Raw genomic sequence first — 14,534 nt, 5'->3', positions numbered from 1 at the left:
ACACATACAGTTCTCTACGATTGTACTGCTCCGTTGCTGTTTCCGCCAGCCCCTGCCGTGTAGGAAGAGGGCGAATGCGAGGGACTATGAAATCATCCATGGAAGGCTGGGGCAGCGGCCTCATCGGCGTCATCATCTTCAGCGGCTCGCTGCCCGCGACCCGTATTGCGGTATCGGATTTTTCGCCGCTGTTCCTGACCTCGGCGCGCGCAGTGATCGCCGGACTGCTGGGGGCGGCACTGCTTTTTGCCCTGCGCCAGCCGAAGCCCTCACGTGACACGCTGCTGTCGCTGACGATCGTGGCACTCGGCGTCGTCGTCGGCTTCCCGCTGCTGACCGCGGTGGCGCTGCAATATATCACGTCGGCCCATTCCATCGTCTTCATCGGGTTGCTGCCGCTGGCGACCGCGATCTTCGGCGTGCTGCGGGGTGGCGAGCGGCCGAAACCGCTGTTCTGGCTGTTTTCCGGCATCGGCAGCGCGACGGTGGTGGGTTTTGCGTTGAATTCCGGCGCGGAAATCTCGCTCGTCGGCGACCTGCTGATGGTCGCCGCGGTCGTCGTCTGCGGGCTCGGTTATGCGGAAGGCGCGAAACTCTCGCGCAGCCTGGGTGGCTGGCAGGTCATCTCTTGGGCGCTGATCCTCTCGCTGCCGCTGATGGCGATCATCGCGCTCGTCTCGCTGCCGCAGACATGGGCAGATATCGACGGCAGCGCCTGGGCGGGGCTCGCCTATGTCTCCGTCTTCAGCATGCTGATCGGCTTTATCTTCTGGTATCGCGGCCTGGCGCTCGGCGGCATCGCGGCGGTGGGCCAGTTGCAATTGCTGCAACCCTTCTTCGGCCTGCTGCTCGCCGCCTTCCTGCTGCACGAAAAGGTCAGCCCGCTGATGGTGGTAACGACACTTGCGATCGTGCTCTGCGTCGCTGGTGCCAGGAAATTCGCGCGCTAGGAGGCTGTTTAGAGCGAAGCCGTGATGCCGCCGTCGACATAGAGTATGTGCCCGTTCACGAAGGAAGAGGCATCCGAGGCCAAGAAGATGCAGGCGCCGACGAGTTCCTCGACCTTGCCCCAGCGGCCGGCCGGCGTGCGTTTTTCCAGCCAGTCGGAGAAGGCGGGATCGGCGACGAGGGCGGCATTCAGCGGCGTGTCGAAATAGCCGGGCGCAATCGCGTTGCATTGCAGGCCGTATTTCGCCCAGTCGGCCGCCATGCCCTTGGTGAGGTTGCCGACGGCGCCCTTGGTGGCCGTGTAGGGCGCGATGCCGGGGCGGGCGAGCGCCGTCTGCACGCTCGCGATGTTGATGATCTTGCCCGCGCCGCGCTTGATCATGTGCCGGGCGACGGCCTGGCCGACATTGAAGACGGTCGAGATATTGGTCTTCAGCAGCCGCTCGAAGGCATCCGCCGGAAAGTCCTCCAGGGCCGTGCGATGCTGCATGCCGGCATTGTTGACTAGGATGTCGATGGCGCCGACCGCCGCCTCGAAGCCATCGACGGCCGCGCGCACGGCCTCGTGGTCGGTGGCGTCGAAGGCGAGCGTGTGTCCTGCCCCGAGGTTTCCCGCCGCAGCCGCCAGCCTTGCCGCATCGCGTCCATTGAGGATGACCTCGGCGCCCGCCGCGGCAAGACCGCGCGCGAGCGCAAGGCCGATACCCTGCGAGGAGCCGGTGACGAGGGCGCGTTTGCCCGTCAGGTCGAAAAGTTCTGTGCTCACGGTGCCTCCCGGGGCGAAGTCGATCGGGCCACCCTGCATCAGACGCGCCGCAGAGGCAAATGCGGCCGCTTCGGAACGCACAAAGGTCGGTGCAAGGAATGGAGCCAGCGTCGGAAATCTGATATGGCTGTCGAAAGCCGTGCCTGCCCGCGACGATCATGTCCGGCAAAACGGTCTGGGAGATCTGGATGGCGGTGGATGTTCGGACGTCGAAGGATGTGAGCGGGGCCGCGAGCCCCAAGGCGTTGCGCGTCGGCTTCATCCTGTCGAAGAGCTTTACCCTTTCCGCCTTCGCGCTGTTCGTCGATACGCTGCGGCTGGCCAGCGACAGCGAGGATCGCTCCCGGCGCGTCAATTGCGACTGGGACGTGCTCAGCAGCACGCGCAATTTCATCTCCTCTTCGAGCGGCATCCAGGTGGCACCCACCGCGCCCTTCGCCGATCCCTCCTGTTTCGATTATATCGCCGTCGTCGGCGGCCTCCTGAAGGTCGACGAACCGATCGACAGCTATGCGCTCGCCTATCTGCGCAAGGCGGCGAATGCCGGCGTCGGGCTGATCGGCCTGTGTACCGGCAGCTTCATCCTCGCCGAAGCCGGCCTGCTCAAGGGGCACACGGCCTGTGTCAGCTGGCTGCACCACCGCGAATTCCGCGGCCGCTTTCCCGATATCGAGGCGACGTCGGAGCAGATCTTCCGCTTCGACGGCAGGGTCGCCACCTGCGCCGGCGGCAGCAGCGTCGCCGATCTCGCGGCAACGCTGGTCCGCCACCATGTCGGTGAGGCGGCCGAGCGCAATGCGCTGGAAATCCTGCAGATCCGCCACCGGCGCGATGCGACCGACCTCCAGCCGCGCAATCCGCTCGGCCTCCAAGCGCGCGACCGCCGCGTGCACCTCGCCATCATGATGATGGAACAGCACACGGAAGACCTGCTGTCGATCGACAGCATCGCCACCATGACGAACGTCTCCCGCCGCCAGCTCGAACGCCTGTTCGAAAGCGACATGGGCGCCTCGCCGAGCGCGATCTACATGAAGATCCGCATGGCGGCGGCGCTCAACATGGTGGTGCGCACCAACAAGCCGCTGATCGAGATCGCGCTCGAAACCGGCTTCGAGAGCCTGTCGCACTTCACCCGCCGCTTCCGCGCCGCCTTCGGCGATACGCCCTCGCAGATCCGCCGCGACGGCCGCCGCCAAGCGAGCTGACGGGGCAAGCTGAAGGCCAACTTTTCCGGCCGCTTGGAACCAAGCCGCCCGCCAGCCGTTCCGTCTCCATTGCTGACAAGGAGACCGTAATGGCAAGCAACGACGTTCAATCCCAGATTTCCGCTCTTCGCGCAGAAATCGCCTCGCTTCAGAAGGACCTCGGCGAACGGGGCAGTGAAGCCTACGAGACGATCCGTGATCGCGCCGGCAATGCCGTCGAGGCTGCTCGCCCGGCCGTCCGTTCGGCAACGAAATATGTGCGCAACGAAGGCGCTGCCGTGGCCCAGGCCGCGCGCGAGCATCCGGCCGCACTCTCCACCGTCGTGCTGACGGCCGGCCTTGCCGGTGTCGTCATCGGCTATCTGCTCGGCTCCCTTGAAAGCGAGCCGCCGCGGCGCCATCAGCGCTGGTTCTGAACTGGAAAAGCCCGGCATTGCCGGGCTTTTTCATGCGCGTCAACAAACGAAGGCAAATCATTGCCTCCGCTCATGGATTTACCGGTGGCGCAGGCCGAAGAGGTAGCCGATGAAGGCGGCCCCGGCGAGCGTGGCAATCGGATTGGCCTGGATCGTCTGTCGAACATCCTCTCGCAAAGATTCCGCCTTGGCGACGGCAAGCTGGCCGGTGCCTTCTGCAATCAGCCCAGCGGATTCCTTCAACCGGCTGATCTCCGTCTTCAGCGCCTCGATCTGTTCGGTGACGGTGGCTTCCGCAGCAGCCGCACGGGCTTCCTCCGAAATGCTATCGCCACTTTCAACGACACCGAGCGTGCGTTTGCCGGTGCTCTTTTCGTCAGCCATGGACATGTCTCCTGGATTTGATGGAATGGCATAAGCAAGAACGACCGCCGCGCCCGTTGGTTCCCGCCGATGATTCAAACTGTGATCTTTGCCATGCGACTCAGTGATTGACTCTCGCGCACTTTGAGAACAAATAAAGAACAAATCTTCTCCAACCCGGGAGCCGCAACGCCGATGTCCGTCTCCGCCGCCCATGCCGTTGTCGCCGACCTGCGCGACCGCATCCGGCAGTTCGATGGCCGCACCGCGCGCGACCGGGCGGTGCTGCCCTTCGGCGTGCCTGACATCGACGACCGGCTGCCCGGCGGCGGGCTGGCGCTTGCCAGCCTGCACGAGGTCTGCGGCGGCGGCAACGATGCGGTCGAGGGCGCGGCCGCCATGCTCTTTGCCGCCGGCATCGCGGCGCGCACCAAGGGACAGGTGCTCTGGGTCCTGACGCGGCCCGATCTCTTCGCGCCGGCGCTGGCGCAGGCAGGGCTTGCCCCCGGCCGCGTGATCTATGTGGAGGCGGGCGATGAAAAAAGCCTGCTCCTCTGTTTCGAGGAGGGACTTCGCCATGGCGGGCTCGGCGCGGTGGTGGCGGAGGTCGCAAGGCTGCCGATGACCGCCTCGCGGCGCCTGCAACTGGCGGCAGAGGCCGGCGGGACGCTCGGCATTGCGCTGCGCCGTTTCAAGCACCGGGCGGAGGCGAATGCCTTTGCCCAACCATCCGCCGCCGTCACGCGCTGGCGGGTGTCCGTCCGGCCATCCGTCACCCTTCCCGTGCCCGGCATCGGCCGGGCGCAATGGCTTTTGCAACTCGTGCGCTGCCGGGCCGGCGAGGCGGCAGACTTTGACGTGGAGGCACCCGATGCCGAGGGTCGTATCGCTTTTTCTTCCCGGCTGGCCGATCGATCGCCTGAGACGGGCGCTCGGCGCCTCGGCGCCTCCGCCTGACAAGCGGCTCGTGCTCGTCGGCCGTGAGGGCTCGCGCCGCATCCTGACCGCCGTGAGCAAGCCTGCCGAACAGGCAGGCCTGCACGTCGGTATGCCGCTCACCAAGGCTCATGCGCTGGTGCCCGAGGTGATGACCATGCCCGCCGATCCCGCGGCGGATGCGGCAGCGCTGGAGCGCCTGTCGCTCTGGGCCTTGCAGCACTATGCGCCGATCGTCGCGCCCGACCCGCCGGATGGCCTGGTCATCGACACGACCGGCGCCGACCACCTGCACGGCGGCGAGGAGCGCATGCTGACCGGCCTTGTCAACCGCCTCGCCGCCTCCGGCATTTTTTCGCGCGCGGCGGTGGCCGATAGCTGGGGTGCGGCGCATGCCGCCGCCCGTTTCCTCGCCGATCCCGTGCGCGTCATTGCGCCCGGCATGGCGGGCAAAACGGTATCATCGCTGCCGATCCACGGGCTCAGGATACCGACGGAAACCATCACGGGCCTGCGCGTACTCGGCTTTGCCACTATAGGCGACGTGCTGGCCGTGCCCCGCGCGCCGCTCGTGCTGCGCTTCGGCCCGCTCCTCGGCCGCAGGCTCGACCAGATCCAGGGCACGATCTCCGAGCCCGTCGATCCGCTGCGCGATCCGGAGGTCGTGACGGTGCGAAAGGTTTTCGGCGAGCCGATCGGCGCGCCCGAAACCATCGCGCGCTACACGAAGGGCCTCGTGCACGATCTCTGCCATGCGCTGGAAAAACGCGGCCTCGGCGCCCGCCGGCTCGATTTGCTCTTCCACCGCGTCGACAACTCGCTCCAGGCGATCCGCGTCGGTACGGCACGCGCCGTTCGCGACGAAGAACGCCTCACCCGGCTCCTCTCGGACCGGATCGAGACGATCGACCCCGGTTTCGGCATCGAGATCATGGACCTGACCGCCACGCTTGCCGAACCGCTCGTCCTGCAACAGGCCGTCTCCTCCCTGATCGAGGAGGAACAGGCCGACATTGCCGGTCTCGTCGACGTGATCGCCAACCGCATCGGGGCCACACGCCTCTACCGCATCGCCCCCGTCGAAAGCGACGTTCCCGAACGCTGCTTCCGCCGCATTCCGCCGCTCTCACCCGATGTCGGCACGACCTGGCAGGGCCGCTGGCCGCGCCCGGCACGTCTGCTTGCCCGGCCCGAGCCGATCGACGTCATGGCGCTGCTGCCCGACCACCCGCCCGCCTCCTTCACCTGGCGCGGCGAGCGCCGGCTGGTGAAGCGCGCCGACGGCCCAGAGCGCATCTTCGGCGAATGGTGGAAGCGCGACGCCGAACTTGCCGCCGTGCGCGACTATTTCCAGGTCGAGGACGCCGCCGGCGAACGCTTCTGGCTCTTCCGTTCGGGTAATGAACAGCAGGTGGCAGCCGGCGGCGGCCGCTGGTTCCTGCACGGGATTTTCGCATGAAGCCGCGCTACGCCGAACTCCAGGTCACCTCGCACTTTTCGTTCCTGCGCGGGGCCAGCAGCAGCGACGAACTCTTCCTGACCGCCCGGGCGCTCGGTATCGACGCCCTCGCCGTCGTCGATCGCAACAGCCTCGCCGGTATCGTGCAGGCGCACCGGGCGGCGAAGGAGACGGGCGTGCGCCTCGTCGTCGGTTGCCGCCTCGACCTCGTCGACGGCATGTCGCTCATCGTCTACCCGACCGACCGCCAAGCCTATGCCCGCCTCTGCCGCCTGCTCACCATCGGAAAGAAGAGGGCCGGCAAGGGTAAATGCCATCTCGACTGGTCGGATGTCGTGGAATGGAACGAGGGGTTGCTCGCCGTGCTGGTACCCGACGAAGCCGACGAGACCACCGCCTTTCATCTGCGTCGCCTGCGCGAAACCTTCCGCGGTCGCTGCTACCTGGCCCTCACACTCCGCCGCCGCCCGAACGATCAGCTGCGGCTCTTCGACCTCTCCAACGTCGCCACGCAAAACCGCGTCCCCACCGTCGTCACCAATGACGTGCTCTACCACGAGCCCGGCCGGCGCATGCTCCAGGATATCGTCACCTGCATCCGCCACAACGTCGTCATCGACAATGCCGGTTTCCTGCGCGAACGCCACGCCGACCGTTACCTGAAACCGCCGGAAGAAATGCACCGGCTCTTTCCCCGCTATCCGGAGGCGCTTCAGCGGACGTTGGAGATCGTCAAGCGGTGCAGTTTCTCGCTCGACGAATTGCAGTATCAGTATCCGGACGAGAAAGAATATGCGCATCTCACGCCGCAGGAGGCGCTGGCGAAATATACGTGGGAGGGGGCGGCCGAGAAGTATCCGGATGGCGTTCCGGACATGGTTCGCGACAAGCTGAATTACGAACTCGATCTCATCGAACGGATGAAATATGCGCCTTATTTCCTGACGGTGAACTCGATCGTCCGTTATGCCCGGTCGATTGATATCCTGTGCCAGGGTCGTGGTTCTGCCGCCAACAGCGCCGTCTGTTTCGTCCTCGGCATCACGGCCATAGACCCCATGAAGAACGGCTTGCTCTTCGAGCGTTTCGTCTCCGAGCAGCGCGGCGAGCCGCCCGATATCGACGTCGATTTCGAACATGAGCGGCGGGAGGAGGTCATCCAATGGGTATACAAGACCTATGGGGAAGATCGGGCCGCACTTTGTGCGACGGTCATCCGCTATCGCTCGCGCGGCGCCATGCGCGAAGTCGGACGTGCACTCGGCATGCCGGAGGATATGCTGAAGGCGCTGTCGTCCCAAGTCTGGGGCTGGTCGAACGATATCCCGAAAGGAGAAATCGAAGGCATCGGCTTTAATGTCGACGACCGGCGCCTGCGGCTGCTCGTTGAGCTTTCCCGCCAATTGACGGGCGTGCCCCGTCATCTCTCGCAGCATCCCGGGGGATTCGTATTGACGCGCGACCGGCTCGACGATCTCGTGCCCATCGAGCCGGCCGCTATGGACAACCGGCAAGTCATCGAATGGGACAAGGACGACATCGAGTCCCTCAATTTCATGAAGGTCGATGTGCTGGCGCTCGGCATGCTGACCTGCATGCGGCGCGCGTTCGACTTTCTGAAAGAGCATAAGGAAAAGCGCTGTACACTCGCCAACATTCCGCAAGACGACGAGGAAACCTATGCGATGATTTCCAAAGCGGACACGCTCGGCACCTTCCAGATCGAGAGCCGTGCGCAGATGTCGATGCTTCCGCGGCTCAAGCCCAAAATATTCTATGACATCGTAATTCAAGTAGCGATCGTCCGACCCGGCCCGATACAGGGTGACATGGTGCATCCCTATTTGCGGCGCCGGCAGGGATTGGAAAAGGTCCACTACCCCAAGCCGGCATTCGAGAAGGTGCTAAAAAAAACGCTCGGCGTCCCCCTGTTTCAGGAGCAGGCCATGCAGGTTGCCATCGAGTGCGCAGGGTTCACCGCAAGCCGCGCAGATCAGCTCAGGCGCGCGATGGCGACCTTCAAGCATACGGGCGGTATCGACAAATTCCGCAAAGAGCTGTTGGATGGCATGATAGCGCGCGACTATGCCCCCGAATTCGCCGAACGCATGTGCCGCCAGCTCGAAGGCTTCGGCTCCTACGGCTTTCCCGAAAGCCACGCCTACAGCTTCGCCATCATCGCCTATGCCTCCGCCTGGATGAAATGCCATCACCCGGACATTTTCTGCGCAGCGCTGCTCAATTCGCAACCCATGGGCTTCTACGCGCCGGCACAGATCGTGCGCGATGCGCAGCAGCACGGGGTGGAGGTGCGGCCGGTCTGCATCAATGCAAGCCGGTGGGATTGCACGCTGGAACCGACGGAGGACAAGGAGCGCTTTGCGGTGCGGCTTGGCCTCAGAATGATCAAGGGGTTGAGCAACAAGGAACTGAGCTGCTTCTTTGCCGAGCGGGAGGAAGAGCCATTTGTCTCGATCGACGATCTCTGGCGTCGCGCCGAGCTGCCGGTAGCGTCCCTTGTTGAACTCGCGGAGGCGGATACGTTCCGGCCGTCGCTGGGGCTAGCGCGGAGAGAGGCACTTTGGGCGATCCGTGCGCTGCGCGATGAACCGCTACCGCTCTTCACGGCGGCCGCCAGACGGGAGGAAACGGTCATTCCGGAGTTTGACGAACCGGCCGTTGCGCTTCGTCCCATGACGGCCGGCAACGAGGTCGTCGAGGATTATGGCCATGTCGGGCTGACACTTCGCGCCCATCCCGTCAGCTTCCTGCGGGAAGATCTGCAACGCCAGAGAATCCTCTCCTGCCATGTGGCGACGAACCTGCGCGACCGGAAGCCGGTCGAGACGGCGGGCGTGATCCTCGTGCGCCAACGGCCGGGCTCGGCCAAGGGCGTGATCTTCGTGACGATCGAAGACGAGACGGGCATTGCCAACCTCGTCGTCTGGAGAAAGGTTTTTATCGCCTATCGCAAGGTCGTGATGGGCGCCTCCATGCTCGGCGTGAAGGGCTATATCCAGCGGGAGGGGGAAGTGGTGCATGTCGTCGCGCAGCAGTTGACGGACCTTTCCGGCATGCTCGCCAGCGTCGGCCGCCGCGACGGGCCATTTCCGCTGCCGCATGGGCGCGGCGACGAATTCCATCACGGCAGCCCGCCACACGATCCGCGTGGCGCGCCAAAACTCGCAAAACCGCGAAACCTCTTCGACGGTTACGGCCATATCGATGAAATCCGCGTCAAATCCCGCGACTTCCACTGATTGGCTCGAAGATCACATGAAGTCGCGGGGGATCGCCTTTTCGAACGATTTCTCGAAAATCTTCGCCTCGCCCTCGAAGGCGCGGACGTTGGCGGAGATCAGCCAGTCCGTCGTGGTGCAGGCGATGGTCGCGGTCGAGACCGTGCGCACGAACCAGCCGGGGCGCTGCATGTCGCAGGTCCAGACCGAGGTGCCCGTCATCGAGAGCGGATCGTTTTCGGCGATCGACCAGAGTTCGTCGCGCACCTGCCGCGTGGCGAGCCCGCTGCCTGGATGCTCGTAGAGGCCGGTGTCCTCGTAGATCGAATATTCGGTAAGGCCGTTCGTCAGGTCGCGCTCGACGCCGCGCGCCGTTTCGCCGGGTGCAAGCTCGGTGTATTTCGGCAGGGGATCGGGGTTTTCCGGCTCCGGGAGCGCGATGACCTGGTGCGCGCCGAGTTTCGGCAGGGCAAGACCGAGCGAGGCGAGATCGATCGTCACGCCGGCATCCGTCGGCGGCGGCAGCACCATCGGCCAGTAGGATGTCGAGAGCGACAGGCGGATGCGATGGCTGGCGCGAAAACGATAGCCCATCGCGTCGAGCACGAGGCGGATGCGGGTTTTTTCGCCGCGCGGCATGGCCTCCGGCGCGGCATTGCCGCCCCGATGCGCAAGGTTCACGACGCCGAAGGTGACGCGCGTCGCCGTGCCGTCCGGATGCACATCGACGAGGCGTGCGCAGAGATTGGCAATGTCGGCCTCCGTCGCGATGTCGAGCTCCAGCACCGGCTGGCCGAGGAAATCCTGGGGCTGCGCAAGCGGCAGCGTCTCGATGATGAGCGAACCGGCGTCGTCGAGCCGCTGGTCGAGCGCCATTTCCGCATCCGGCTTCAGCGTGAACCACTCGCCGGCCATGGTGCCGGTGTCGAGCGGCGACTTCAGAAAGCGGTCATGGCCGACGGCGCCCGCAATCGGCATGCCGGGCGCAAGCGTGCCGTATTGCTCGACATAGAAGGTCGCCATGTCCGGCGCCTCCCAACTGTCCTTGGCGATCCAGAAGCCGGGATCGGCTTCGCGGCGCGACGCGGGGCGGGCGGCGTCCTGGATATAAGCGCGCACCTGCGGTGTGTTCTCCGCACCGTTCTCCTCCCCGCGCAGCCAACGGTTCCACCAGGCGATCGCCTCGGCATGGAAATCCATGCGCGGCTTGGGCCAGGCGAAATGCGGGTATTTGTGCACCCACGGGCCGACAAGCGCTTTCGCCTTGTCGCCAAGACCTTCGACGGCCTTCAGCGGCGTGCTGCGATAGCCGTCCGCCCAGCCGGCAATGATGAGTGCTGGTACGGGGAAGCCGGCGAAATCCTCGCATATCGAGCCGTGTTTCCAGAAGGCGTCGCGGCGCTGGTGTTGCAGCCATTCCTCCAGGAAGAAGGGCTCGTTTTCAAGCCGCTCCAGCCACATGTCCCTCCAGCGTTCGCCGACGATCGTGGGATCGGGCGAACGCGACTGGTAGGCAAGCATGGTGGCGGCCCAGGAGAGCTGGGCGGAGAGATGCGTGCCGTTCTTGTAATGGATGTCGTCGTTGTAACGGTCGACGGTGGAGGCGATGGAGATGACGGCCTTCAGCGCCGGCGGTTTCAGCGCGGCGACTTGCAGGCAGTTGAAGCCGCCCCAGGAGATGCCCATCATGCCGACGGCACCGTTCGACCAGGGCTGCGCGGCGATCCAGGCGATGAGTTCGCAGGCATTGGCCAGTTCGAGTTCGGTATATTCGCCATCGATGACGCCGTCGGATTCGCCCGAGCCGCGGATATCGACGCGCACGCCCGCAATGCCGGCGGCGGCGAAGACGGGATAGGTCGATTCATCGCGCGGGCTGGTGCCGTCGCCCTTCCGGTAGGGCAGGAATTCGAAGACGGCGGGCACGGGGTCCTGTTCCGCGCCGTCGGGCATCCAGATGCGGGCGGCGAGCGTGGTGCCGTCGGCAAGCATGATCCACTGGTTCTCGATCGTGGTGAAGGCGCGGTCTGTCATGGGAAATCCTCTCGTGCGCCTCTTTATGGCGGCGAGGCGCGGGGCGGGCAATATGGTTGTTTTGACCTTGCATGTCGCTTTTGTCTTGGCGCTTGCCGACCCGGAAAAACTCGCCTACGAAAAATGGGGGACGAGCAGGAGGGGCGCCATGCAGGATCGACACACGGCTTTTGAAGACCGGACGCGGCTGGACGACCCCGAGCGCGCCTATCGAATCCTGATCGCCGACCTGATCGGCCTGCGCTTCGATGCGAATGGCCGGCCCGATCACAGCGAAGTGCAGGCCCATATCGAGGCGCAGGGCGGCACGTTCCATGATGGCCCCCATGCGGGCGGGGTGCTGCCGCCCGGCATCCATTTCTTCTACCAGCCGGACCTGAGCGCCAAGGACGACATCCTCGCGCAGACCGCCCATGGCCAATATGACGCGCTGGTCGCCGCGGCGACCTTCATTCCGATGCAGGCCCTGTTCCCGCTCGGCGGCGTGCGCATCGGCGCCGGCACCGGCAATATGGGCTCCGCCTCCTGGGGCGGCGGCGATGGAGACGGCGGTGTCGCCCCGCTGATGAACACGCCCGGCATCAACAGCCGGGCAACGGCGCAGATGGTGATGAAGGCCGTGCTCAAGGTCACGCCGGACCTGCCGGTCGACCTCCTGCATCAGAGGGTCGTCGCCGGCGATTTCGATACCGGCCGCGACCTCAAGTCCTATCCGACCGGCAAGCTGGAAGGCCGCCGCATGGCAGTGCTCGGCTACGGCAATATCGGCCGCGAGGTCGCCAAACTCGCCCGCGCCTTCGGCATGCATGTCGTGGTCCATGCGCGGGCGAAGCACCGGCAATGGATCGAGGCGGAAGGTTTCGAGTATGCGGAGACACCGGCCGCGGCGGCGCGGGGTGCGGATATGCTCTCCGTCCATGTCGGCCTCGGCCGGCTCGATGCCGTGACGCGGACCTATGCCAATGCCGGCATCGTCGGCGAGGCCGTGCTGTCGGCGATGAACCGCGGCGCGGTCGTCGTCAATTACGATCGCGGCGAGGTGGTGGATGCCGGGGCGCTCGACCGGGCGCTGGCGGCCGGGCAGGTGCGCCACGCGGCCATCGACGCCGATCTCTTCAAGGATGCGGAAAATGGCGCGCTCAGCGGGCCGATGCTACCCTATCTCACGCTCGCTGGCCGCCACCCCGGAAAACTCGAACTGCTGCCGCATGCGGCGGCCGATACGGACCACCCCACCCGCGTCGCCGGGGCCTGTCAGGCGGTCGACCAGATCATCGACGCCATCCGCCATCGCCGGATCAGCAATCTCAAGGGCGGCCTGCCGGATGGTTATGTGGACGCCGGCGCGAAGGTGCCACACGGCATCGGGCGCGTCACGACGCTGACGCTTGCGGCGGCGGTCGCCGATCGGCGCTTTGCAGAGCTGCACGGCGTATCGCGCGAAATCGCCGATACGCTCGAGGCGATCGTCGAAGCCGTCGACGAGGGCATGACGCACCAGCCGGCGAAGGGCGACGTGATCGCGCTGACGCACCTGCTGCTGCGCCAGCGCCTGCTCCTTGAGGCGCTGGGGCTGGATGGCCCCGCGGAGGCATAAGGCGCCTCGGGAACTTTCGTCTTCACCGCAGGTTTCTTTCCTGACGCGACAATCAGGGAGTGCTGCCATGACCCATCAGCAAGACGAACGCGGCGATCCGCTGACCCGCACCCACGATCCCGCCCGCAAGACCTATGCGGCACAGGAAACCCGCCAGGGTCATCTCGGCCGGCCGGTGCTGAAGGTGCTGGGCATCAGCCTTGCGCTCGCCGTCCTCGTCTGGGGTGCCGTCGAGATCTGGGGCGAGCGGGTCGATCCGACGGTCGATACCGAGCAGACGCCCTCCACCTCGAACAGCACGCCGACGCAGGATACGATCGACAACACCGTTCCGGGTGGCGGCGAGACCGTTCCGACGGAACGTGATCCGACCTCGCAATCCGGCACCGGTGGCGACAGCCAGAGCGTCACGCCGGATGGGACGGCCAACTGATGCCGAGATGGCCGGCGCCTAAAGGTGCCGGCCGTATTGCTGCATCACGGCCATGAGCTCATCGTGCCGGATCGCATCGATGCGGAAACGGTCGTGCGAGGTGCCGCCGCTGTCTTCCGCCGCGAGCATGGCGTTGACCACCGCCTCTTCCACACTCTCCACCGCTGCCAGATAGACCGGATCGAGATGCTCGTCGTTGACCACCTCCAGCCCGAGCATGGCGGGCGCCTTGTGCGCCATCGGCTGTGGATTGGCACTCGAGAAGGCGAGGAAGATGTCGCCGGAATTGTTGCCGCCCGGCGTGCCATTGCGGCCGATGCCGATGGCGGCGCGGCGCGCGAGGCGTTTTAGCTGGTGCGGCGCCATGGGCAGGTCGGTGGCGATGACGACGATGATCGAGCCGCGCTCCTTGAGCTGGCTTTGCGGCGTGTTGTCCCGCAGGTGTTTGCCGACGGGTGCGCCGCAGATCGTCAGCCAGTCGCGCTGACCGTGGTTGGCCTGCACCAGCGTGCCGATGGTGTAGTCCCGTTCGCCGACGTTGACGATGCGGGACGTGGTGCCGGTGCCGCCCTTGAAGCCATAGGTGATCATGCCGGTGCCGCCGCCGCAATTGCCTTCCGAAACGGGGCCGCGGGACAGGTTTTCCAGCGCCGCGCGCACGTCCGCTTCCGTCACCGGCAGGCCGTTGATGTCGTTCAGCACGCCGTCATAGGTCTCGGCGATGACGGGCATCAGCCAGAGGAAATCGCCCACGTCGTAGGTCGAGGCGTAGCGCTCCAGCATCCAGCGGGTCGTCGCGTGATGGGTGATGCCGACACCGTGAGTGTTGGTGATCATCACCGGTCCCAAAAAAGTGCCGCCGTCCTCGATCCAGTGCGTGCCGGTCATCTCCCCATTGCCGTTGAAGCGGTGCACGCCGGCATAGACCGGGACGGGTGTTTCGCTTTCCGCATGCGGCAGGATGGCGGTGACGCCGGTGCGCACCGGCAGTGTGCGGCCGGGACGCGGGGTCTCTTCGACAATGGTGCGGAAGCCGACGGCGATGCCCTCGACATCCGTGATGGCGTTGAAGGGGCCGGTGCGGGCGGTGAAGGGCAGGCCAAGGTCGCGGGCGCGGGGTTTTGTCTGGGTCATG

11 protein-coding genes and 1 pseudogene are annotated in these 14,534 nt (G+C 65.5%); 8 read left to right on the top strand and 4 right to left on the bottom strand.

All coding sequences use genetic code 11. The features are described 5' to 3' along the window. Positions 1-86: 86 nt before the first annotated feature. On the top strand, positions 87-950 hold the full coding sequence (locus tag VGN93_RS08900; protein ID WP_327507186.1) for a DMT family transporter: 864 nt from the start codon (positions 87-89) through the stop codon (positions 948-950). Between the two features lie 8 nt (positions 951-958). On the opposite strand, the gene VGN93_RS08895 is transcribed toward VGN93_RS08900, so the two are convergent. Beyond that, on the bottom strand, positions 959-1,714 hold the full coding sequence (locus VGN93_RS08895) for an SDR family oxidoreductase (protein WP_327507185.1): 756 nt from the start codon (positions 1,712-1,714) through the stop codon (positions 959-961). A gap of 188 nt (positions 1,715-1,902) precedes the next feature. On the opposite strand from VGN93_RS08895, the gene VGN93_RS08890 reads away from it, so the two are divergent. Both VGN93_RS08890 and VGN93_RS08885 read left to right on the top strand, forming a co-directional pair. Then, positions 1,903-2,922 (top strand): GlxA family transcriptional regulator, encoded by a 1,020-nt coding sequence (locus tag VGN93_RS08890; protein ID WP_327507184.1) that lies wholly within the window; start codon positions 1,903-1,905, stop codon positions 2,920-2,922. An 89-nt stretch (positions 2,923-3,011) separates the two neighbouring features. Then, complete coding sequence (locus VGN93_RS08885; RefSeq protein WP_319313906.1) at positions 3,012-3,338, top strand: hypothetical protein; 327 nt, start codon at positions 3,012-3,014, stop codon at positions 3,336-3,338. A 78-nt stretch (positions 3,339-3,416) separates the two neighbouring features. Here the strand turns inward: VGN93_RS08885 and VGN93_RS08880 are convergent, their stop codons facing one another. Further along, complete coding sequence (locus VGN93_RS08880) at positions 3,417-3,722, bottom strand: hypothetical protein (protein ID WP_319313904.1); 306 nt, start codon at positions 3,720-3,722, stop codon at positions 3,417-3,419. Between the two features lie 174 nt (positions 3,723-3,896). Here VGN93_RS08880 and VGN93_RS08875 point away from each other — a divergent pair, with 174 nt between their 5' ends. Genes VGN93_RS08875 through VGN93_RS08865 form a run of 3 tightly spaced genes read left to right on the top strand, consistent with a single transcriptional unit; the run spans position 3,897 to position 9,356 of the window. Continuing rightward, positions 3,897-4,658, top strand: a complete 762-nt coding sequence (locus VGN93_RS08875) for an ImuA family protein (RefSeq protein WP_327507183.1) — start codon at positions 3,897-3,899, stop codon at positions 4,656-4,658. Further along, on the top strand, positions 4,573-6,096 hold the full coding sequence (locus VGN93_RS08870; protein WP_327507182.1) for a DUF6504 family protein: 1,524 nt from the start codon (positions 4,573-4,575) through the stop codon (positions 6,094-6,096). Before VGN93_RS08875 ends, VGN93_RS08870 begins: the two co-directional genes overlap by 86 nt. Then, positions 6,093-9,356 carry an error-prone DNA polymerase gene (locus VGN93_RS08865; RefSeq protein WP_327507181.1) on the top strand — a complete coding sequence of 1,088 codons (3,264 nt, stop codon included), beginning with the start codon at positions 6,093-6,095 and terminating at the stop codon, positions 9,354-9,356. Before VGN93_RS08870 ends, VGN93_RS08865 begins: the two co-directional genes overlap by 4 nt. 12 nt (positions 9,357-9,368) lie before the next feature. Here the strand turns inward: VGN93_RS08865 and VGN93_RS08860 are convergent, their stop codons facing one another. Beyond that, a complete protein-coding gene (locus VGN93_RS08860; protein WP_327507180.1) occupies positions 9,369-11,369 on the bottom strand; it encodes a CocE/NonD family hydrolase in 2,001 nt (666 codons plus the stop codon). Positions 11,370-11,553: 184 nt separating this feature from the next. On the opposite strand from VGN93_RS08860, the pseudogene VGN93_RS08855 reads away from it, so the two are divergent. Then, positions 11,554-12,966, top strand: a pseudogene (locus VGN93_RS08855) (NAD(P)-dependent oxidoreductase); the annotation flags it as partial. A gap of 67 nt (positions 12,967-13,033) precedes the next feature. After that, positions 13,034-13,399, top strand: a complete 366-nt coding sequence (locus VGN93_RS08850) for a hypothetical protein (RefSeq protein ID WP_327507179.1) — start codon at positions 13,034-13,036, stop codon at positions 13,397-13,399. Positions 13,400-13,417: 18 nt separating this feature from the next. On the opposite strand, the gene VGN93_RS08845 is transcribed toward VGN93_RS08850, so the two are convergent. Continuing rightward, positions 13,418-14,533, bottom strand: coding sequence for a P1 family peptidase (locus VGN93_RS08845; RefSeq protein WP_327507178.1), 1,116 nt, complete (start codon positions 14,531-14,533; stop codon positions 13,418-13,420). Position 14,534 lies beyond the last annotated feature (1 nt).

Origin of the sequence: Shinella sp. (assembly GCF_035998705.1) — a bacterium.
Lineage (GTDB): Bacteria > Pseudomonadota > Alphaproteobacteria > Rhizobiales > Rhizobiaceae > Shinella.
This window is presented reverse-complemented; position numbering and strand designations above follow the sequence as displayed.

Excerpts from the sequence above, each read along its gene's own strand:
- VGN93_RS08900 (WP_327507186.1), top strand. The coding sequence starts at position 87 with ATGAAATCATCCATGGAAGGCTGGGGCAGCGGCCTCATCGGCGTCATC.
- VGN93_RS08890 (WP_327507184.1), top strand. The coding sequence starts at position 1,903 with ATGGCGGTGGATGTTCGGACGTCGAAGGATGTGAGCGGGGCCGCGAGC.
- VGN93_RS08885 (WP_319313906.1), top strand. The coding sequence starts at position 3,012 with ATGGCAAGCAACGACGTTCAATCCCAGATTTCCGCTCTTCGCGCAGAA.
- VGN93_RS08880 (WP_319313904.1), bottom strand. The coding sequence starts at position 3,722 with ATGGCTGACGAAAAGAGCACCGGCAAACGCACGCTCGGTGTCGTTGAA.
- VGN93_RS08875 (WP_327507183.1), top strand. The coding sequence starts at position 3,897 with ATGTCCGTCTCCGCCGCCCATGCCGTTGTCGCCGACCTGCGCGACCGC.
- VGN93_RS08870 (WP_327507182.1), top strand. The coding sequence starts at position 4,573 with ATGCCGAGGGTCGTATCGCTTTTTCTTCCCGGCTGGCCGATCGATCGC.
- VGN93_RS08865 (WP_327507181.1), top strand. The coding sequence starts at position 6,093 with ATGAAGCCGCGCTACGCCGAACTCCAGGTCACCTCGCACTTTTCGTTC.
- VGN93_RS08860 (WP_327507180.1), bottom strand. The coding sequence starts at position 11,369 with ATGACAGACCGCGCCTTCACCACGATCGAGAACCAGTGGATCATGCTT.
- VGN93_RS08850 (WP_327507179.1), top strand. The coding sequence starts at position 13,034 with ATGACCCATCAGCAAGACGAACGCGGCGATCCGCTGACCCGCACCCAC.
- VGN93_RS08845 (WP_327507178.1), bottom strand. The coding sequence starts at position 14,533 with ATGACCCAGACAAAACCCCGCGCCCGCGACCTTGGCCTGCCCTTCACC.